Source organism: Hymenobacter jejuensis (assembly GCF_006337165.1).
GTDB classification, from domain to species: Bacteria; Bacteroidota; Bacteroidia; order Cytophagales; family Hymenobacteraceae; genus Hymenobacter; species Hymenobacter jejuensis.
Map to the genome: position 1 here is coordinate 4,522,240 of NZ_CP040896.1, position 20,421 is coordinate 4,542,660.

The 20,421-nt window shown below is 59.4% G+C and carries 19 protein-coding genes; 8 read left to right on the forward strand and 11 right to left on the reverse strand.

Going from position 1 to position 20,421, the window contains the following annotated elements:
• Positions 1-76: 76 nt before the first annotated feature.
• The 11 genes from FHG12_RS18595 to hisG all read right to left on the reverse strand — a co-directional run bounded on the left by FHG12_RS18595 (position 77) and on the right by hisG (position 9,739).
• Positions 77-715: a lipid-A-disaccharide synthase N-terminal domain-containing protein gene (locus FHG12_RS18595; RefSeq protein ID WP_139517216.1), complete on the reverse strand. Its 639-nt coding sequence runs from the start codon at positions 713-715 to the stop codon at positions 77-79.
• Positions 716-730: 15 nt separating this feature from the next.
• Positions 731-1,498 carry a glycosyltransferase gene (locus FHG12_RS18600; protein ID WP_139517217.1) on the reverse strand — a complete coding sequence of 256 codons (768 nt, stop codon included), beginning with the start codon at positions 1,496-1,498 and terminating at the stop codon, positions 731-733.
• 188 nt (positions 1,499-1,686) lie between these two features.
• Positions 1,687-1,965, reverse strand: a complete 279-nt coding sequence (locus tag FHG12_RS18605) for a hypothetical protein (RefSeq protein ID WP_139517218.1) — start codon at positions 1,963-1,965, stop codon at positions 1,687-1,689.
• Positions 1,966-2,177: 212 nt separating this feature from the next.
• The gene (hisIE, locus tag FHG12_RS18610; RefSeq protein ID WP_139517219.1) at positions 2,178-2,819 is read right to left on the reverse strand and encodes a bifunctional phosphoribosyl-AMP cyclohydrolase/phosphoribosyl-ATP diphosphatase HisIE; all 642 of its coding nucleotides are present in this window, start codon (positions 2,817-2,819) and stop codon (positions 2,178-2,180) included.
• A gap of 58 nt (positions 2,820-2,877) precedes the next feature.
• Positions 2,878-3,636, reverse strand: a complete 759-nt coding sequence (gene hisF / locus FHG12_RS18615; protein ID WP_139517220.1) for an imidazole glycerol phosphate synthase subunit HisF — start codon at positions 3,634-3,636, stop codon at positions 2,878-2,880.
• Between the two features lie 30 nt (positions 3,637-3,666).
• A complete protein-coding gene (gene hisA, locus FHG12_RS18620; protein ID WP_139517221.1) occupies positions 3,667-4,386 on the reverse strand; it encodes a 1-(5-phosphoribosyl)-5-[(5-phosphoribosylamino)methylideneamino]imidazole-4-carboxamide isomerase in 720 nt (239 codons plus the stop codon).
• A 13-nt stretch (positions 4,387-4,399) separates the two neighbouring features.
• A complete protein-coding gene (hisH, locus tag FHG12_RS18625; RefSeq protein ID WP_139517222.1) occupies positions 4,400-4,987 on the reverse strand; it encodes an imidazole glycerol phosphate synthase subunit HisH in 588 nt (195 codons plus the stop codon).
• Between the two features lie 143 nt (positions 4,988-5,130).
• Positions 5,131-6,231, reverse strand: coding sequence for a bifunctional histidinol-phosphatase/imidazoleglycerol-phosphate dehydratase HisB (gene hisB, locus FHG12_RS18630; RefSeq protein WP_139517223.1), 1,101 nt, complete (start codon positions 6,229-6,231; stop codon positions 5,131-5,133).
• A 104-nt stretch (positions 6,232-6,335) separates the two neighbouring features.
• The gene (gene hisC / locus FHG12_RS18635) at positions 6,336-7,391 is read right to left on the reverse strand and encodes a histidinol-phosphate transaminase (RefSeq protein WP_139517224.1); all 1,056 of its coding nucleotides are present in this window, start codon (positions 7,389-7,391) and stop codon (positions 6,336-6,338) included.
• A gap of 91 nt (positions 7,392-7,482) precedes the next feature.
• Positions 7,483-8,778: a histidinol dehydrogenase gene (hisD, locus tag FHG12_RS18640; RefSeq protein WP_139517225.1), complete on the reverse strand. Its 1,296-nt coding sequence runs from the start codon at positions 8,776-8,778 to the stop codon at positions 7,483-7,485.
• Between the two features lie 109 nt (positions 8,779-8,887).
• A complete protein-coding gene (hisG, locus tag FHG12_RS18645) occupies positions 8,888-9,739 on the reverse strand; it encodes an ATP phosphoribosyltransferase (protein WP_139517226.1) in 852 nt (283 codons plus the stop codon).
• Between the two features lie 771 nt (positions 9,740-10,510).
• Here hisG and FHG12_RS18650 point away from each other — a divergent pair.
• The 8 genes from FHG12_RS18650 (at position 10,511) to FHG12_RS18685 (ending at position 20,178) form a co-directional block, all read left to right on the forward strand.
• Complete coding sequence (locus FHG12_RS18650; RefSeq protein ID WP_139517227.1) at positions 10,511-11,062, forward strand: nucleoside/nucleotide kinase family protein; 552 nt, start codon at positions 10,511-10,513, stop codon at positions 11,060-11,062.
• A 232-nt stretch (positions 11,063-11,294) separates the two neighbouring features.
• Positions 11,295-12,026 carry a hypothetical protein gene (locus tag FHG12_RS18655; protein ID WP_139517228.1) on the forward strand — a complete coding sequence of 244 codons (732 nt, stop codon included), beginning with the start codon at positions 11,295-11,297 and terminating at the stop codon, positions 12,024-12,026.
• Positions 12,027-12,031: 5 nt separating this feature from the next.
• Positions 12,032-13,021 carry a PspA/IM30 family protein gene (locus tag FHG12_RS18660; protein WP_165699455.1) on the forward strand — a complete coding sequence of 330 codons (990 nt, stop codon included), beginning with the start codon at positions 12,032-12,034 and terminating at the stop codon, positions 13,019-13,021.
• 186 nt (positions 13,022-13,207) lie between these two features.
• On the forward strand, positions 13,208-14,986 hold the full coding sequence (locus tag FHG12_RS18665) for an OmpA family protein (RefSeq protein ID WP_139517230.1): 1,779 nt from the start codon (positions 13,208-13,210) through the stop codon (positions 14,984-14,986).
• Between the two features lie 164 nt (positions 14,987-15,150).
• Positions 15,151-15,927 carry an ABC transporter permease gene (locus tag FHG12_RS18670; protein WP_139517231.1) on the forward strand — a complete coding sequence of 259 codons (777 nt, stop codon included), beginning with the start codon at positions 15,151-15,153 and terminating at the stop codon, positions 15,925-15,927.
• 32 nt (positions 15,928-15,959) lie between these two features.
• Positions 15,960-16,784 carry an ATP-binding cassette domain-containing protein gene (locus FHG12_RS18675; RefSeq protein ID WP_139517232.1) on the forward strand — a complete coding sequence of 275 codons (825 nt, stop codon included), beginning with the start codon at positions 15,960-15,962 and terminating at the stop codon, positions 16,782-16,784.
• Positions 16,785-16,888: 104 nt separating this feature from the next.
• On the forward strand, positions 16,889-18,253 hold the full coding sequence (locus FHG12_RS18680; protein WP_139517233.1) for a sigma-54-dependent transcriptional regulator: 1,365 nt from the start codon (positions 16,889-16,891) through the stop codon (positions 18,251-18,253).
• A 155-nt stretch (positions 18,254-18,408) separates the two neighbouring features.
• Positions 18,409-20,178 carry a sensor histidine kinase gene (locus tag FHG12_RS18685; RefSeq protein ID WP_139517234.1) on the forward strand — a complete coding sequence of 590 codons (1,770 nt, stop codon included), beginning with the start codon at positions 18,409-18,411 and terminating at the stop codon, positions 20,176-20,178.
• The last annotated feature ends 243 nt before the right edge of the window (positions 20,179-20,421 follow it).

Sequence of the window (20,421 nt, forward strand, 5' to 3'; positions counted from 1 at the left end):
AAAAGGCCTCTTCGCAAGTAATTGATTATCAATTACTTATGAAGAGGCCTTTTTGATTTTCCTTGTTGCTGCGTTCTTATGCGGCCTTGGCTTGTTGCTCGCGGCGCAGCAGCACGATGTTGCGGGCGTACACCACGGTACCGAACACGTTGCCCAGAATCAGAACGGCATCCACACGCAGGAAGGCATACAGCAAAATCAGCACGGAGCCTACAAAGCTCACCACCCAGAATCCCAGCGGCAGCACCGATTCGCCCTTGCGCTCGGAATACAGCCACTGGTAGACGAAGCGCAGCAGAAAGATGGTTTGGCCCACCGCGCCCAGCACCAGCACGCCCCGCGGAATGCGGGCGTCGAGCATGCTGCGCAGGCTAAAATGCTGATTGCCCACGGCAAACCACGCCAGCATGGCCAACGGAAACGCGTACGCGCCCGCCCGGAACAGGCCGTGGAGCTTGCGCCATTCGCCCAGCAGCTGCAGGTTGCGAATGTAGATGGCGTAACTGATGATCTGGGCGCCCAGGATAACCGGATCGTGGCGCAGAATGCCGTACACGATCATCATAAACGACGACACAAGGCTGATTTGCCAAAATAACGTCGGCACCAGCACGCGCCGCGCTCGCTCGCTCTGCACCCACTGCAGCACAATGCGGCTCGAAAACAGCAGCTGCGAAATCAGCCCGATGGCCAGGGCTAGGGTTTGCGTCGACATGCTCACCACCCCCGACTACGCACGGCTACCGGGCGCACCCGCGCCGCGCTGCTGCTCCCCGATCTCGTAGTTTTTCCAGCGCGAACGGATCCAGCGGAAGCCGAACGTGTCGACCAGGGGTTTCCAGGCGCGGTTCCAGAGGTTGTACTTGGCCGTGCCGGCAAAGCGAGGGAAATGCTGCACCGGAATCTGCTTGACGCGGCCGCCCTGCAACTGCACCAGCGCCCCCAGGAAACGGTGCATGCCGTGAAACAAGGGCAGCCGGCGGGCATACTCGATCTTGAGAATCTTGAGCGGGCAGCCCGTGTCCTGAATGCCGTCGTTGATGAGCGTGCGCCGCACGGTGTTGGCCACTTTTGAGGAGAGCTTCTTGACCAACGTGTCCTGCCGCTTGGCCCGAATGCCGTTGACCATGTCGAACTCGGGGAAGAATTCGAAGAACTTCAGAAAATCCAGCGGCGAAGTCTGAATGTCGGAGTCGATGTAGCCGATGAGCGTAGTACGGCAGTGGTCGACGCCGGCCTTGATGGCCGTTGAAAGGCCCCGGTTCTGGCTCAGCGAGATAAACTCGTAGCGCGTGTCGTGGCGGCAGATCTCGCGCAGAATGGCCAGCGAGCCGTCTGTAGAGCCGTCGTTGACGAACAGAACGGTAGTGGCCACCGGCGTCTGTTCGAGGAATTTGTTCATCTCCACCACAAACTGCCGCAGGCTTTCTTCCTCGTTGTAGACGGGAACCAGCACGGTCAGCGATTGCAGGGCCAGGTAATCGGGGGTAGCAGGCATAGAAACAGCTAAAAACGGGGCGCAAGGTAGGCAGAAAACCAAGCACCCGCGCGGAATCCATCCGCTACCGGTATTACAATGTCCAACGCAACGCCGTGCTTTCTCCTGCCAACGCCTTACCCTGCCCCACGACTGCCTACCGCGGACGCTTTATTCAGGGGTCGCCTTCTGCCTTTTGAACCGCGATATTAATTCAGCCCCATCTGCTTCAGGGGAACTTTGTGCCACTTGGCAAAGGCCATCCACTGCCGACGCCAGGTGCTGTAATCGCCCAGTACGCAAATGACTTTATCGCCCTTGAAGTAAATACGCGTCTTGGTTTGCTGGTTTTTCCACTCAATGGCGCCCCCTTCGTCGGGTTCCATGTCTTCTACATTCTGCCAGAGAAAAGAGCGGGGCGTTTCGTGTTCTCGGCCCAGCATATCTTGCCAAAGCCGCATCGCGTGTGCAATCGGGGAAGGAACCATAAGAGATGAACTAGCTCGAAAAACAAAGCAGTCGGCCGTTTACAGACCAGCTGCAAGGCAAGATAACCGCCTTTTCGGATTCAAGGGCATTCAACCAACAAATATGTTTAAATAAACAGGCACATAAGCGAACTGCTTAGCTACTAGTGCAATAAGGCAAGACCCAATAGAACTTTCCCAGCGACATTGGCCTACACCAGTATTTTGGGCGCTTACTCCCGCCGCTGGCCGGCCGAAATCGTGGTGTGCCGCTGCCGCAGCACCGCCACCACGTCGTCGAGGGTAAGCTGCGCGGCGGCCAGCAGCACCAGCAAGTGATACAGCAGATCGGCGGCTTCGCCTTTCAGGCCTTCGAGGTTGCCACCCACGGCGTCGATCACCGTTTCGACGGCCTCCTCGCCTACTTTCTGGGCGATTTTGGGCATTCCTTTACGGAAAAGCGAGGCCGTGTACGAGTTGGGGTCTTCGTCCGGAAAATCGCGGCGGCGCTGCACGAGGCGCTCTAGTTCGGCAATGAATCCCACCGGCGCGGCCGGATACGCCGTTTGCTCGGGCTGCTCAAAGCAACTGGTAGTGCCGCGGTGGCAGGTGGGCCCGTCGGGAATGGCCCGAATCAGAAGGGCGTCGCCGTCGCAGTCAGGGTGCAGGCTTACCACGGTCAGAAAGTGGCCGCTGGTTTCGCCCTTGGTCCAGAGCCGATTTTTGGAGCGCGAAAAAAACGTCACGCGGCCTTCGGCTTGGGTTTGGTCCAGCGCTTGCTGGTTCATGTAGCCCAGCATCAGCACCTGGCCGGTGGCGGCATCCTGCACGACCACCGGCAGCAGGCCGTCCATTTTCGCGAAATCAAGAGTCATGGTTCAACAACTACGTATTAACACAAGTAATTGACTATCAATTACTTATAAAATAATCTTACGAACGAACCGGAATGCCTTCCGCGCGCAGCTGCTCTTTGAGTTCGCGAATCCCGATCTCGCCGAAGTGAAAGATGCTGGCCGCCAAGCCTGCATCGGCCTGCGCCTGCCGAAACACCTGCGTGAAATGCGCAATGCTGCCGGCCCCGCCCGACGCCACCACCGGCACCGACACGGCCCGCGATACATCGCCCGTCAGGTCCAGGGCAAAGCCGTCTTTGGTGCCGTCGTTGCTCATGGAGGTGAGCAGGATTTCGCCCGCGCCGCGTTCGGCGGCTTCGCGGCACCACTCCACGGCGTTGCGGCCGGTGTTGTGCGTGCCGGCGCGGGTGTAAATCTGCCAGCCGTGTTCGGCCGTGTAGCGGGCATCGGCGGCCACCACGATGCACTGCGAGCCAAAGCGGCGCGCCAGCTCGTCGATCAGCTCCGGGCGGTGCAGCGCGGCCGAATTGATGCTCACCTTATCGGCCCCGTTCAGCAGCAGCGCCTCCACATCGGTTACGGTGCCGATGCCGCCGCCGACCGTAAACGGGATGTCCAGCGTGGCGGCTACTTCGCGCACCAAGGCCACCAACGTCGTGCGCTTTTGGTTGGTGGCCGTGATGTCCAGAAACACCAGCTCGTCGGCGCCTTCCTGGGCGTAGCGCGCGGCCAACGCCACCGGGTCGCCGGCGTCGCGCAGCCCTTCAAACTGCACCCCTTTCACCGTGCGGCCATCTTTGACGTCAAGGCAGGGAATGATTCTTTTTGTAAGCACTTGATTACCAATTATTTATAAAAGTCATTCCTAGCTCAAAAACGGGCGCAGCTCTTCCAGACTAATCGTGCCTTCGTAGATGGCCTTGCCAATGATGGCCCCGTGCAACCCGGCGGCTTGCAGGGCTTCTACGTCGGCCAGGGTGGTCACGCCGCCGCTGGCCACGAGCTGCGCCTGGGGCACCCGCTGCCGCAATTGCTGGTAGGTGGCAAGGGCCGGGCCTTGCAGCTTGCCGTCTTTGCTGACATCGGTACACACAAAGGTAGTGGCGCCGGCTGCGAGGTACTGCTCGATAAACTCTACCAGCGTGCGCTCACTCTGCTCGGCCCAGGCGTTGATGGAAATGTGGTTGTCCCGAAAATCGGCCCCGATAAGGATGCGTTCGGCCCCGAACGTGCGCAGCCACTCTCCCACCGTGTCGGGCTCGCGCACGGCAATGCTGCCGGCCGTGATCTGCGCCGCGCCCGCGTCGAAAGCCTGCCGCACCGCCGTGTTGCTTTGCAAACCGCCGCCAAAATCAATGGTCAGCTGGGTGTGGCGGGCAATGCGCTCGAGCACCGGCAGATTGACCGGCTGCTTGGCCCGCGCCCCGTCGAGGTCGACGAGGTGCAACCGGCGCACGCCGTGCTGCTCGAAGCGTTGCGCCACGGCCAGCGGATCCGAATCGTAGGTGGTTTGCTGGGCAAAGTCGCCTTCGGTGAGGCGCACGCACTGGCCGTTGATGAGGTCAATGGCGGGGATGATTTCCATAGGAGGAAGGCGGCTACAGGTTCAGGAAGTTTTCCAGGATGCGCGTGCCCACCGGGCCGCTCTTCTCGGTATGAAATTGCACGGCGTAAAAGTTGCGGTGCTGCACAGCCGCGCTAAACGGCGTCGGATACTCGCCTTCGGCAATGGTGTAGTCGCCGACCGGAGCGTAGTAGCTGTGCACGAAGTACACGTAATCTTCGTCCTGCAGCCCGTCGAACAGCGGCGAACGGAGGCGGTGTAGGTTGTTCCACCCCATGTGCGGCACCTTGTAGGCTTGGTCTTTGGGAAAGCGTTTTACCTCAAACGGCAGAATGCCCAACATGTCGGTGTCGTTTTCCTCGCTGTGCGTTCCCAGCAGTTGCATTCCCAAACATATACCCAGAAAGGGCTGCGTCAGGGTAGGCAATAGTTGGTCGAGCCCTTGGGCACGCAGCTCGTGCATGGCCGAAGCTGCTTCGCCTTCTCCCGGAAACAGAATCTTATCGGCCCGCCGGATTGTGTCAGCATCGGCAGTAAGGGTAGCCCGCACGCCCAATCGCTCCAGTGCAAACAGGACCGATTGCACGTTGCCGCCTTTGTAATCAACTACCGCTATTTCCATTTGAATAAATATGTTTATTACTCATTTGTTTATACAAAGACGTTCCTTCAGGCATGCCTCTTCGTCAAGATTCAAGATACAGAAGGTGGCGTTATTTCCAGCCAGCCAACCCTTTATCCAAATGTTTAAACATTTGGATACCCTTACAACACCCCTTTCGTGCTCGGAATTTCCATCTTATTGGCATCCCTCACCAGCGCCATTTTAATGGCTTTGGCAACGGCTTTAAAGATGGCTTCGATCTTGTGGTGCTCGTTCTGCCCTTCACATTTGATGTTGAGATTGCAGCGAGCAGCGTCGGAAAAGCTCTTGAAAAAATGGTAGAACATTTCGGTCGGCATATCTCCAATTCGCTCGCGTTTGAACTCGGCGTCCCACACCAGCCACGGCCGACCCGAAAAGTCTATGGCTGCTTGTGCCAACACGTCGTCCATGGGGAGTACAAAACCGTAGCGCGATAAACCCCGCTTATCCCCGACCGCTTGGGCAAATGCTTCGCCCAAGGCAATCGCGGTGTCCTCGATGGTGTGGTGCTCGTCGATGTGCAGGTCGCCTTGCACCGTGATGTTCATGTCGACGCCCGAGTGCTTGCTGAGTTGGTCGAGCATGTGGTCGAAGAAACCCAGGCCAGTGTGCATCTGGGGGCGGCCTTGTCCATCAAGGTTGAGTTCGATGCGGATTTTGGTTTCGTTCGTGTCGCGCTGCACCACGGCCTTACGGGCAGGCAAACGCAGGAACTGATAGATCGCTTCCCAACTGGTTGTAGTCAGGGCGGCGCGCTCGTCAGCCTCCTCCCGAATCAGGATGGATTGACACCCTAGGTTCTGGGCCAACTCCACGTCGGTGAGCCGGTCGCCGATTACGAAGGAGTTCGGTAAGTCGTAGCCGTTGGCCGGATCGAGGTACTCGGCCAGCATGCCAATGTCGGGCTTGCGCGTTGGGAGGTTTTCGTGCGGAAAGCTGCGGTCGATGTGCTCGCGCGCAAACTCCACTCCTTCGCCGCGCAGAATGTCGTACATCAAATTATGCGCGGGCCAAAAGGTAGGCTCCGGGAAGCTGTCGGTACCGAGGCCATCCTGGTTGCTTACCAATACCAACTCGTAGTCGAGCTCGCGGGCAATCCGGGCCAGGCCCGTGATGCTGCCCGGCACAAACTGAAATTTCTCCAGGCTGTCGACTTGCTGACTCGGCTGCGGCTCGACGAGGATGGTGCCGTCGCGATCTATAAAGAGAACTTTTTTCATGGGGTAAAGTAGCGCAGGCCTAGCGTGCGCAGTCAAGGAGAAAAAACTCAAGCGGGTCCGTCTGTCCGGCTTTGCGCATCAAAGATCGCGCGCAGCTGACAAAACTAGGATGGCCGGTATTCTTGCAACGCCTCAAGCAGTTGCTCGTTTTCTTCGGGCGTGCCCACCGTTAGCCGGAGCGTGCCGGCACACCCTGGCTGGGTAGTCCGGTTGCGGACCACGATGCCTTTGCCCAGCAAGTAGTTGTACACCGCGGTCGCATCGGGTTTGAACCTGGTCAGCAGGAAGTTGGCATCCGAAGGAAACACATGCTCGACGATGGGCACGGCGGGCAGGCGCTCAGCCAGCCACGCACGGCCGCGGAGCAGCGTGTGGCGCAATTCCTCAAAATGCGCAGCCGCTTGCAAGGCCTGCAAGGCATGCCGCTGGGTTACTTCCGACACGTTGTAGGGCGGCTTGATTTTGTTGAGGTAGCCAATGATTTCCGGCGAGGCGAAAGCCATACCCAGGCGCAGCCCCGCCAGGCCCCAGGCCTTGGAAAACGTTTGGAGCACCACCAGGTTCGGGAATTCCGCCAGGCGAGTCGTCCAGCTCGGGGCGTCGGCGAAATCGGCGTATGCTTCGTCCACGATTACCAGGCCGCGAAAGCCGCGCAGAATTTGCTCTACAGCATCGGCGTGCAGCAGGTTGCCGGTAGGGTTATTAGGCGAGCACAGAAAGACCAATTTTGCCTCTGACGCAAGTATCTGATTAACAGAATCTTGTGAAATTTGAAAATCAGCGGTCAGCGCAATGCGCTCGATGCCTACATCATTGAGGTTGGCGGCCACTTCGTACATGCCGTAGGTCGGCGGCAGAATCAGGATGTGGTCGTGGCCGGGTACGCAGGTCAGGCGCACCAACAGGTCGATGGCTTCGTCGGAGCCGTTGCCCAGAAAAATCTGTTCCGCGGCCACGCCCTTCAGCGGCGCGAGGGCCTGCTTTACCTCGCGCTGCAAGGGATCGGGGTAGCGGTTGAACTGGCTTGGGCCGGCCGAACCGAGGCTGTTTTCGTTCGCGTCGAGCATGACGCGCGCCTCGCCCTGAAACTCGTCGCGGGCCGACGAGTAAGGTTTCATAGCCCGGATGTTGGGCCGCACGAGGCTTTCTAGCTTGAACATAAATCGCGATTTGACGCTGATAAGAATGATTTCGCGGCCTCTTGCCGCAGCGCTTGGCTACTCCTTATTATAAGGTACCCAAAGCGTGAGCTTATTCTGCCGCCGACAAGGCTTCCAGCCGCAGGGTCACGGCGCGGGCGTGGGCACGCAGCCCTTCGGCTTCGGCCATCGTTTCGACTACTGGGCCCACGTGGTGCAGGCCTTCGGCGGAGATGCGCTGGAAGGTAATTTTCTTCAGAAACGAATCGAGCGATACGCCGCTGTAGTTGCGGGCGTAGCCGTTGGTGGGCAGCGTGTGGTTGGTGCCGGAGGCATAATCGCCGGCGGCTTCGGGCGTGTAGTGCCCCAGAAACACGGAGCCTGCGCTGGTGACGCCGGCCGCAAGCTCTTCGGGGTTGCGCACGGCCAGAATCAGGTGCTCGGGGGCGTATTGGTTCGAGAAAAACAGCATTTCTTCCGGCGTCCGCAGCAAAATCGCCCGGCTCTCGCGCAAGGCTAGCGTAGCCACTGCTTGCCGCGGCAGTTCCAACAATTGCCGATCAACTTCTTCTTTGACTTGCAGCAGCAACTCAAAAGAATCCGTCAGCACCACCACCTGCGAATCGGGGCCGTGCTCAGCTTGCGACAGCAAATCGGCCGCCACGAACGCCGGGTTCGCCGTGTTGTCGGCAATGACCAATACTTCCGACGGTCCGGCCGGCAAGTCAATAGCTACGCCGCGCTGGGCGGCCAACTGCTTGGCCGCCGTGACGTAGCGGTTGCCGGGACCGAAAATTTTATCCACAGCCGGCACGCTGTCGGTGCCGCCGGCCAGCGCGGCCACGGCCTGCGCCCCCCCCGCCTTGATTATGGTGGCGATGCCGAGCAGTTGAGCCGTAAACAAAATCACGGGGTTCACCGAGCCATCCGGGCTTGGCGGCGTGCACAACACGATTTCCGGACAAGCCGCCAACCGCGCCGGCACGCCCAGCATTAACAAGGTGCTGAACAACGGCGCCGAACCACCCGGAATGTACAAACCCACGCGCTGCACCGGCACCGCCTTGCGCCAGCACACCACCCCAGGCATCGTTTCCACGCGCTTTTCTTCCTCGCGCTGGCTGGCATGAAACTTCCACAGATTGGCGTGGGCCTGCCGGATGGCGGTCTGCAATTCGGCGGGCACCTGCGAAATCGACGCGGCCAGCTCTTCGGGCGTCACGCGCAGTTGCGTCAGCGTGGCCTTGTCGAGCTCGGCGGCGTAGTCGAACAGCGCGGCATCGCCCCGGGCGCGCACGTCGTCGAAAATCTGGCGCACGCGCTGCTCCACCTGCTGGGCTTCGGCGGCGGCCGGCCGCTGTTGCAACGCGGCCCATTCGCTCAGGCTGGGATATTGAATGATTTGCATAGGGTTGGCTATCAAACGGTTAAGCAGTTAAAAGCAAACAAGAAGCTATTTATAACCACTTAACAATCAAGCACTTATTAAAACAAGGCAAACGAGGTCGAAGCTGTCCTTAGCTGATCATTTTCTCGATCGGGAGCACCAGAATGCCTTCGGCGCCCACGGCCTTGAGCTGGCCCGTGATGTGCCAGAAATCGTCTTCGTTCACCACCGACTGCACCGACACCCAGCCTTCTTCTGCTAGCGGCGTCACCGTGGGCGACTTGATGCCGGGCAGCAGCGCCCGCACCGCGTCGAGTGAGGCGGCAGGGGCATTGAGCAAAATGTATTTATTGCGGCGGGCGCGGCGCACGGCCTGCATCCGGAAGCGCAACTGCTCCAGGATTTCCTGCTTTTCGGCGCTCAGGTTTTGGTTGGCAATCAGGACGGCTTCCGAGCGAAACACCGTTTCGACTTCGCGCAGGCCGTTGCCCAGCAACGTGGAGCCCGACGAAACGATGTCGCAGATGGCGTCGGCCAGCCCAATGCTAGGGGCTATTTCCACCGATCCGCTGATTGTGTGCAGCTGCGCCTGTACGCCCTGCCCGGCCAGGTAACGGCCCAGAATTTCGGGGTACGAAGTGGCGATGTTTTTGTCCTGCAGATCGGCCACGGAGGCGTAGGCCACCGACCGCGGCACGGCCAACGACAGGCGGCATTTGCTGAAGCCCAACGTTTCGACCTCTAGGGCCGGAAATCCGGCCTCGACCAATACGTTCTGCCCCACAATACCCAGGTCGGCAACGCCGTCTTGCACGTAGCCCGGAATGTCGTCGTCGCGCAGAAACAGGATTTCGAGCGGAAAATTGGTGGCTTCGGTTTTGAGCTTGTAGGTGCTGCTGACAAAGGAAATGCCGCACTCCCGGATCAGGTTCAGCGAGTCTTCGCTCAAACGGCCCGATTTCTGGATGGCCAGACGAATCATGCTATGGAAATTAAAAGGATAAAAGCGGAGGGAAAACTCGGGCGGAGCAGCTGGCTTCAGCGACTGCCCCGGAAAGGCTTACGGAAAACCCGACCCCTTCGCCGCGTCGCACAGGCAACAAGCAGCGGAGCCGCCTGGTTTGGGCGGCCGGGGAGCCAAAGCGGCTCGCCCCACGGGGTCAATATGCGTGTATCATTCCTCTAGCAAGAGGAATGGTGCCCGTGCTGATGAGGATGCGCCATGCGCAGCTCCGAGGCGGCAACGCCCACAACGGGGGCGGCGGCCAATGGGCGGAGGTGGCAGAAGACGGGCGCGGCAGCGAGCATAGCGTAGAATTCAGGGCAAAAGTAAGAGCGCCAGCGACGTAAGAAAACTTTTTCCGCAAAAAGTTGTGGCTCTCGCGTCATTGAACCTCTTTGAGATGCAGTAGCAACCCGCAGCCGTGCGGCTTTGTTTAAGCAAACGCATTATCCACAAGTATTTCATAATCAAACAATTACAAATTACACCAACAAAGAATCGCTTTGACATCGCCAGGAAAGGACACGAGTTGGCCACTCCGTCAGAAAATTTCGTTGCTTTTCAGCGGACTTGCGCCTGTACTTTGTGCTCCCTTAAAACGGTGTAGGGCCTGGCCGATTCGAAATTGAAAGTTTTTGCTACTCCCTATTCCGACTTTAGGCACCCTATACTATAAGGTATAAGTACTGGCCCACGGGCCGGGCTTTGCCCGGCGCCCGGCGCCGGTTCTCTCGCTCATTTTTCTTGTGTATGATTCGATTACTTGGGCTTTCGGGCCGCCGCGGCAGCGGCAAAGACACCGTGGCACGCTTGCTCCAGCAACTCCAACCCGAGCGGCAGTGGCAGACGCGCTCCTTCGGCGACGCCATCAAAGCAGTGTGCGCGGCCCTGGCCGGCGAAGACGTGGCGCCCTATTACGAGCAGCCGGGCAAAGCCGAGTTGCTGCCCGTGTTCGGTCGGACGCGCGGCGAAATGCTGCAGCAAGTTGGACAAGCCCTGCGCGTGTGGGAGCCCGAAATCTGGGTGAAAGCTTTTTTTGCCAACTTGCCCGCCGAGGGGTTTGTGCTGGTGCCCGACGTGCGCTTCCCCAGCGAAGCCGACCGCATCCGCGAGCGCGGCGGCCTGATGCTGCGCGTGGAAGGCGACCCGCTCGGCCAGCGCGGCGACGGCACCCGCGACGACGCGCACCCCAGCGAAACCTCCCTCGACGATTATCCGCATTTTGCCGCCGTGCTCCACAACACCGGTTCACTCACCGACCTGCAAACGCAGGTGCAGCAGCTGTTGCCTGCCTTGTCATAAGCATTTCCCGGTGATCGTGTGGTGGGCTTGCAGCGTGCACGGCTACCGTTATGGAAAACCAACCCTACCAAAATGGAAGGGTACCTTACCCCGCCCGGTGCTACACCGGGCGGGTTTTTATTTTTAATCAGCTGGTAATCAACACTATATAATAAAACCAAAAGCATATATCCGGGAACGGCATTGGTCTTGGCTTTAGGCTCACGTCACCAACCACCAAGCTGCCCCGATCATGGCTATTCTAGACAACCTCGCCAAAGCCGCGAAAGACTTCTTCATCGAAGACGACGCGCAGGGTCCGGCCAAGGCCGAAGCCGCCCGCCCGCTGCCCGGGGCGGCGCAACCGCCTTATACGCCTGCCGTGCCACCTACACCAGCAGGCGCCGGAACACCAGCCGCGCCCACAACGGTCACGCAAGCCGAGCAGCGCCACCTCGACCACATCCAGTCGCTGCTTGCCGGCGACGGCAAGGACTTCATGGCCTACACCAAAATGGTAAAAAGCATGTCGGCCAGCGGGCTGAGTGGCCCGGTGCTCTACCAGACGGCCTTCAACGCCTTCGCCGCCGTCACCGGCCTCGACCTGGCTACGCTGCTGGCTTCGGCCGAACAGTTTGAGCAAAAACTGGTGGCCGACCGCAACAAAGTGCTCGAACGCCACCGCGAAAAGATCGGCGAAATTCAGATTCCGAAGGCGCCGCCCGGCCCGATTGTGCAGTTGCTCCAACAAGAAAAGCAGCTGCAAGCCGACCTCGCCGACCTCACGCGCCAGCTAGAATTAAAGAGCCAACAACTCCTTGCGGCTCAACAACAACTGCAAGAGGAGCGCCAGAAAGCTGGGGCGGCCCTTGCCTCCTACGAGCTGGCCAACGCTACGGCCGCCACCGAATTGCAGGCCCACCGGCAGGCCACGCAATCTTTCCTCGCCGGACCTACCTCACCCTTCACCTCTTCAACCAAATGACCCCGATGAACACTTTCCTTCCTCCTTCTCAAGATGCCGGTTTGCCCAAGTGGCAAAAGCCGGAGAAAGCCGCCGGCTGGGTATTTCTGGCAGGTGCTGCTGCCACGAGCGTGTACTTCTGGGGCCAGATCGTGCCGTATCTGGTTGACATTGTGTTCGATACGGTGAAGCTGGGTATCGGGCTGGGAGCGTTGTTTGCGCTGTTCCTGCTGGTCACCAACAAGCGCATTAAAGCCGGGCTCTGGTACGCCGGGCAGCGCATCTTCCGCACCGCCTCTGGGATTTTTGTCAACACCGACCCGATCGGCATCATGGAAGACTACATCCGCAACACCGAGCAGGAAGCCCACAAAATGAACGCCGAAGTCGGCCACATCGAGGGCGCGCACCAGTTGGTAAAGCGCAAGATGAGCGCCAACAACGAGCAGATGCAGGAGTATCTCTCGCTGGCCAGCTCAGCCACCCGCCAGGGCGAAAAAGACGCCGCCGAATCGTACGCCTCGCGGGCCGCGCAGCTCCAGGAGTACAACCAGCGCCTGCAACCCATGCTCACCACCACGGCCAACGTGACCTTGGTCATGCGCCAGATCTTGAAAGCGGCCCTGCGCCAGATCGACGGCAGCAAGTTCAAAGTCAACCTACTGAAAGACGAGTACGAACTGGTGAAGCGCACTAGCTCGGGCATGCGGGCCGCCATGAACATCCTGCGCGGCGACCCCGACAAAAAGTACTTCTTCGACCTCGCCACCGACCGCGTGGCCCAGGACATGGCCCAGCAACTCGGCCAGATCAAGCAGGCCATGCGCTACTCGCAGGAGTTCGTGAAGGAAATGGACATCCAGAACGGCGTGATGAGCGAGAAAGGCCAGCGCCTGCTCGAGAAATACCAGAAAGGCGATTTCAACGCCATTCTCGACGAAAAGCCCATCAGCAACCTCAACGCGGCCCAAACCCGCAAAGCCACCGACGATGCCTATTCTAGCCTCCTTGATTAGTCTGCTGCTTGGCATAGGGCTGACTTGCCTCGCCTGCGAAGCCCCTGTTGCCCAGCCTACTTCCCCGCATGCTAAGCATGCCCAAGCAAGTCTCTCACCAACGTCGGTGAGCTGACCTACACCCAAAATCAACCTAAAATTTCTGCGCCCAAACCGGCGCACCACTCTCCTTTTGCCCTTACTAAAATGACAACCCGCGGTAAAATTGTAATTGGTGCCCTCATCGTGGCACTCCTTTACTTCGGCATCAACAAGCTGGTTTCCAGCGGTGCCGTCTTCAAAAAAGCCGAAACCCAATCGGTGCTGCTCAACTCCATCGAACTGCCTACCGCTACGGGGGGCTCCCGCGCCAACATTGCGGTGCCGCTCGCGCCGCTGCCCGGCACCCAGCCCGCTGACAAGGGCACGCCTGTGGTGTGGGAAGTAATGGCCTGGAACTCGCAGATGGCCGGCATGCTGGCCAACGGCGGGCCGCGCACCACGGTGGGGTCGAGCATGGCCGCCAACGGAATTGACCTACAAATTGTGCGGCAGGATGACGTGTCGAAAATGCAGGCCGATTTGGTCAAAAACGCCCTTGACCTGAAAAACAACCCGGAAACGCCGGGCCTGATTGTCAGCATCATGGGCGACGGACTGCCGGCTTTCTCGGCCGTGCAAGTGCAACTGCAAAAGGCCGGTACCGGCCTGCAAATCCTGCCTTACAGCTGCGGCAAATCCTTCGGCGAAGACAAGCTGATGGGCCCCAAAGAATGGCTTGACCACCCGAAATCGGCGCTGGGCAAAACCATTGCCTGCTACCTGCGCGACGGCGACCAGAACATTGCCCTGAAATGGTGCGCCGACAACGGCTTGAAAGTCAACCCCGACGAAACCACCTATGACCCCGAAGCCGTCAACTTCATGGCGGCCAGCGACTTCCTGGTAGCCGCCGAAAAGTACATTGTGGGCAAACCCGAGTCGCGCACCAAAGTGGTGAACGGCAAAAACACCGGCGTGAAAATCGATGTAGTCGCCGACGGCGTGGCCACCTGGACGCCCGGCGACGTGAACATTGCCAAGCAAAAAGGCGGCCTCGTGACCATCGTCTCGACCAAAGACTACTCCAACCAGATGCCCAACATCATGGTCACGACCAAGCGGTGGTATGATGCTCATCAGAAGGAAGTTACCGGCATCATGACGGCCATGGCCGTGGCCGGTGACCAGGTAAAATCGCACCCCGAAGCTTTGCAACGCGCCGCCGACATTTCGGCCGCCGTGTACGCCGACCAAGACAAGCCCGGTGCTTACTGGCTTAAGTACTACAAAGGCGTGAGCGAAACCGACCGCAACGGCGAAGTAGTGGAACTCGGTGGTAGTAAGGCCTTTAACTTCGCCGACAACCTGACCTTGTTCGGCCTCGACAACGGCGGCACCAACATCTACGCTTCCGTTTATAAGACCTTCGGCGACGTGCAAAGCCGGTTGTACCCCAAAGAGCTGCCCAGTTACGTGCCCCTCGACGAAATGCTCGATCTGACGCCGCTACGCCAACTCCAGGAGCAGTACAAAGGCAAAGCCATCGCGCCGGCCGAAACGCAGAAGTTTGCCGCCGACGACGAGATCCGCCAGAGCGTGAGCAAGCGGGCCTGGAACATCGAGTTTGAAACCGGCAAGAGCACGTTCACGGCCGAAACGCAGCGTCAGCTCAACCAACTATTTGACGATCTGGTAGTTGCGGGCCGCCTCAAAGTAGCCGTCCACGGCCACACCGACAACCAAGGCGATCCGCAGCGCAACCAGCAGCTTTCCGAAGACCGCGCCCTGGCCGTGGAGCACTGGCTGGAACAAAAAAGCGCCAGCGCCTTCCCCGCCGGCCGCGTGCAGGTGTACGCCCACGGCGCTACCGAACCCGTCGCCAGCAACGCCACGCCCGAAGGCCGGGCCCAAAACCGCCGCGTGGAGATTGTGCTGGGCAACTAAAAACCAGCTTCTGACAAGGCAAAATAAAGTACTGGCATCCTGAGCAAGGCGAAGGACCTTCTCACCGAAGAACACCCCCCGTTTGCTGCCGAATGCGGCCGTGACAAGGTCCTTCGCTTCGCTCAGGATGCCAGATTTTTTCAGGTGTCTTTCCTCTATCGTCCATGAAAGAACTATTCTCCCCCAATGCCAATCCGCGCCGGCTGGTGTTTACCTCGATGGTGGCCGCGCAGGCAGTGGTGCTGCTCTTGCTGTGGCTGTTTTATCCGCTGCAACTGTTCCCAAGTCTGGGCGATGTGTTTCGCTCCTTGGGCGATCTAATTAGCAGTCAAGGACTTATCCAGGAGTTGTGGGCCAGCATGACCACGGCCTTGCAATCCTTGGCCATTGCCACGGTGCTGGCGCTGCTGATCTCGTACCTGACGGCGTTGCCGTTCTTCCGGCCCATCGCCTACGCGGCCACCAAAATGCGCTACCTCACGCTCACGGGCCTTACGTTTTTCATGGCCCTGATGGTGAGTTCGGGCCACGAGGTGAAGCTTTCGGTGCTCATTTTCGGCGCCACAGTGTACCTCGTGACGGGCATGACCAGCGTCATTCTGACCACCACGCAGGAAGAAATGGACCACGCTCGCACTCTGGGCATGAGCGAGTGGCGCAGCTTCTGGGAAGTGGTGGTGCTGGGCAAGCTCGACGAAATGCTGGAAGTCGTGCGCCAGAACTTTGCCATCATCTGGACCATGATCACGCTGGTCGAAACGCTTTATCAATCGGAAGGCGGCATCGGGCTCCTGCTCTACAAGCAAAACCGCTATCTGCACCTCGACGGCGTGGTGGCCATTCAGCTGGTGATTCTGGCCACGGGCGCTTTGCAGGATTATGTGTTTGTGCTCCTGCGCCGCGTGTTTTTTCCTTATTCCTCGCTGACCACGGCCAAGTAATTGTCTCCACTTTTCAGGTTCCTTCCAAAGCCATGACTCCTTATTTTTATAAAGAACCCGTCCTGACGCTGCACAACGTGTCGATGGAGTTCAACGGCGAGCTCATCCTGCGCGACATCGACGCCCAGGTGCTCGACGTGGTGCGGCCCAACATGAACCAGGGCCAGGTCGTGGGGTTCTACGGCCGCTCGGGCATTGGCAAATCGGTGCTGTGCCGCATCATGGCCGGCCTGGTGCAGCCCACGAAGGGCACCGTGCAAGTAGGTGTCGATCAAATACTTGTGCAGCCGGGCGCGGTGGGCTTCGTGCAGCAGCGCTACCCGTTGTTCAACCACCGCACGCTCTTCGACAACCTGCTGGTGGCCGCCGAGCGCAAGTACAACCCCGACGAGGCCCGCCAGCAGGTCGAAACGTATCTGGAGCGCTTTTGCCTGGCGCCGCACCGCAAAAAGTACCCGGCCCACCTTTCCGGCGGCCAGCGCCAACGCGCCGCCATCGCCCAACAGCTCCTCTGCTCCGACCACCTGATTCTGCTCGACGAGCCGTTTTCGGGCCTCGACATCGCCATGATCGACGAAGTAAAAAAGATTATTGTGGAGGTGACCACCATGGACGAGCTCAACACGGTCATCATCGTGTCCCACGACATCGTGACCACCACGGCCCTCGCCGACCGCCTCTGGCTGCTGGGCTACGAACGCGACGCGGCCGGTAACCCGCTGCCCGGCGCCACCATCAACCAAGATCATCAGTACAACCTCGCCGAAATGGGCCTGGCCTGGCACCCGAACGTAGAGGCCGAACCGGAGTTTGCCCACTTCGTGGAGCATCTCAAAGACGAGATTCGCCACAGTTAAGAAATTTTAAATGTTGAATTTTGAATGCGGAAGGAACGCCACGCACTCCTGGGGTAACCCTCCCTTCTCCAACTCAACCTTCAACATCTAACATTCCCCACACCATGCCCACCGGTACGCTGCTCATCATCGACGAAGAAACCCGGCTGCGGCAGCTGCTGGCGCGGGTCTTGGAGCTGGAAGGCTACACGGTGCTGCAAGCCATCGACGGGCGGCGGGGGCTGGAAATCCTGGAGCAGCACGCCCAGGAAGTGCTCGTGGTGCTCTCCGATGTGCGCCTGCCCGACTCCAACGGCCTGGAGCTGTTGCCCAAGCTCAAGACCAAAGCCCCGGATGCAGAAGTAATTCTGATGACGGCCTACGGCACCATCCCCGACGGCGTGCGGGCCATGAAGCACGGCGCTTTCGATTACCTGACCAAAGGCGACTCTGACGATCAGCTCCTGGTAATTGTAGAGCGAGCGGCCGAAAAAGCCCGCCTTCGCCACCGCGTGGCCGAACTAGAGCGCCAAGTGGGCCGCCTGCACAGCTTCGAATCGATGATTGGCAGTTCGCCGGCGTTGCGGCGGGCCCAGCGCCTGGGCGAGCAAGTGGCTCCCACCGACAGCACCGTGCTGCTGGAAGGCCCCACGGGCTCGGGCAAAGAACTGTTTGCCCAGGCCATTCACGAGGCGAGCCAGCGCCGCAGCAAGCCGTTTGTGGCCGTCAATTGCAGTGCTTTCCCCCGCGATTTGCTCGAATCGGAGCTGTTCGGCTACCGCAAAGGCGCCTTCACCGGGGCCATGGCCGACAAAAAAGGCCTGTTGGAAGAAGCCAACGGGGGCACACTGTTTCTGGATGAGATCGGGGAGCTGGAACTAAACGTACAGGCTAAGTTCTTGAGGGTGTTGGAGTTGCAGCAATTCACCAAGCTCGGCGACACCAAACCCATGGGCGTAAACGTGCGCTTGGTAGCGGCCACTAACCGCAACCTGCGACAGGAAGCCGCCGAAAGCCGGTTTCGCCCCGATCTGTATTACCGCCTGTCGGTATTTACCATTCCGGTGCCCTCGCTTAAAGAGCGCGCAACTGACGTGCCCGTGCTGGCCAGCTACTTTCTGCAATATTTTGCGGCCAAGCTCAAGAAGCGTCTGCCCGGCCTCGACGACGAATGCCTGCGTCTGCTCCAGCAATACGAATGGCCCGGCAACGTGCGCGAACTCAAAAATGTACTGGAGCGCGCCGCCATTCTGGCCCCCGGCGGCGAGCCGCTGGCGGCCGGCTTCCTGCCCGACGAGTTTCACGTATTGCCCCGCGCCGCCAGCCCCGACGCCGACCCCGACAGTGTGAGCCTGCGGGCCGTGGAAGCACGCCACATCCGGCAGGTGCTCCACGACGTGCAAGGCAACAAAACTGAAGCCGCCCGCCAGCTCGGCATCGGCCTAACGACGCTGTACCGCAAGCTACAGGAGTACGATCTGGCTGGTTGAGCAACAATTTGCAACCGCTTTACTAATATAACTATTTGTATATCAAATACTTAACTTATACACGCTGAAATTTCTAATCCTTGCCTGGCGCCGGTAAGCGGAGCAGGCGCTGCACCCTCCTTCTATTCGCCCTATTGGCCGCAAACGGCATTTTCATGAGCCTGAAAATCAAAATAAGGCTGAGCATTCTGACGATGCTCGGCCTCCTGCTGGGCCTGGGGGCATATGCCTTCTTCGCCATCCGCAACCTCGAACGGGCTACGCACACCCTGGAGCAAGCCAACTTTTACTCCATGCTGCAAGGCCAGCAAATGCTGCAAGCCCTGGACCTGATGGAAACCCCAGCCACGGCGCCTGGCGGCCTGACGCAGTTTGGCCGGGCACTGATCCGCGAAGCCCGCAACATCACCGAGCCCGGCGAGCAAGCCCTGGCCGACAGCCTGGCCCAGAACCTGTCGGGATTTCAGCGCCTTCTGGATCACAATGCGCCGCTTTCGGAGCAAACTGCCAAGCTGCAAACACTGCGCAAAGAGGCGCACCGCCTCGACAACCTCAACGCGGCGGCGTTCGAAACCCGCATGCGTCGCCTTTCCCAAAAAGCGGCGGATTCGCGCCGCGCTATCCTGCTGCTGATGGGCCTGAGCGCCTTGCTGGGGGTATCGTTGGTGGTACGGCTGCCGCGGGTGGTGGTGCGGCCCCTGCGCCGCCTGAGTGCGGGCATCGAACACGCTACCAATCAGGGTCTTAGCAATGGCGTCCCGATTGAAAAACACGACGAGGTAGGCACCGTGGCGCAGGCCTTCAACCGCATGCTGGGCCAGATGCAGGATTTGCGCAGCGCCACCCGCGCCGAGCTGATTACGGAGCGCAACCGCATGGAAAGCATCGTGCACAGCCTCGACGAAGGCCTGCTGCTCGTCGACCAGAACCGGCGCATTATCTTGGCCAACCCCGTCGCATGTGCCCTGTTTGAGAAGCCCGTCGAGGCATTGGTTGGGAGGCCGGCCGAAGAAGTGGCCCAGGAAAGCGACCTGTTGCGCGAGCTGCTCACGCCCCTCAACGCGCCCCGCCCGCAGGAAGCCGTGGCTAACTTGCCCCTGATCACGATCATGCGCAAGGGCGAAGAAACCTTTTACCGCGTGTCGGTCAGCAACATTGTCTCCTTCAACGAAGCCGTCGACAAGACCGAGTTTGCAGGCTATATTCTGTCGCTGCGCAATGTGTCGGACTTCAAAAAGCTGGACCAGGTAAAGTCGAACTTTCTGGCGACGGTCTCGCACGAATTCAAAACTCCGCTTGCCAGTATTAATCTGAGCCTAAAGCTCTTACAAGACGAGCGCACCGACGTGGCCGAGCGCCAACGCATTGCCAGCGGCATCCGACAGGAAACCCAGCGCCTGTTGCGCATGGTCGGCGAGCTGCTCGACGTGGCCCGCCTCGACGCGGGCGCCGGCATCAAGCTCAACAAGCAGGCCGTGCCCCTGGCCGACGTCGTGCGTTACGCCACTGACACCGTGCGCGCCCAACTCGACGACAAGCAGCTCAGCCTCGAAGCGCACTTGGCCCCCGACTTGCCCACAGTGCGCGCCGACGTAGAAAAGACCACGTGGGTGCTGATTAATCTGTTGGCTAACGCCATTCGCTATTCGCCTCTGGGTGAGCGCCTTATGGTTCGGGCTACGTTACAGGAAGATATGGTGCAGGTGAGCGTACAGGATTGCGGGCCCGGCATTGCGGCCGAGCACCACGAACGCATCTTCCAGCGGTTTGCGCACATCCCGAATGTGAGCGACCACCCTGGCAGCTCTGGACTGGGGCTGAGCATTTCGCGGGAGTTTATCGCGGCACAAGGCGGCAAACTCTGGGTGGAAAGCGCCCCCGGCAGCGGCAGCAACTTTCATTTTACGCTGCCCATTGTATCCTGAAGCAGATAGGCTGCCTTCGCCCTGTGCTTTCTATACAATGTTCAATAGATTCTTGTCTATAGATAATTTATAGCAATTCTGCTATTTTTGCGGCATCACGGGTCACCGCTTGGCAGGCGGTGACCCGTGCAATTGCTAAGATTTAGTTATAAGCGAACAACAGGCTATGTGCTTCTGCGTTAGTAGCTAAGCTGTTTTCTTCATCTGTTTTTCAGGGTTGGCACCATTGTTTCGGTGTGCTGT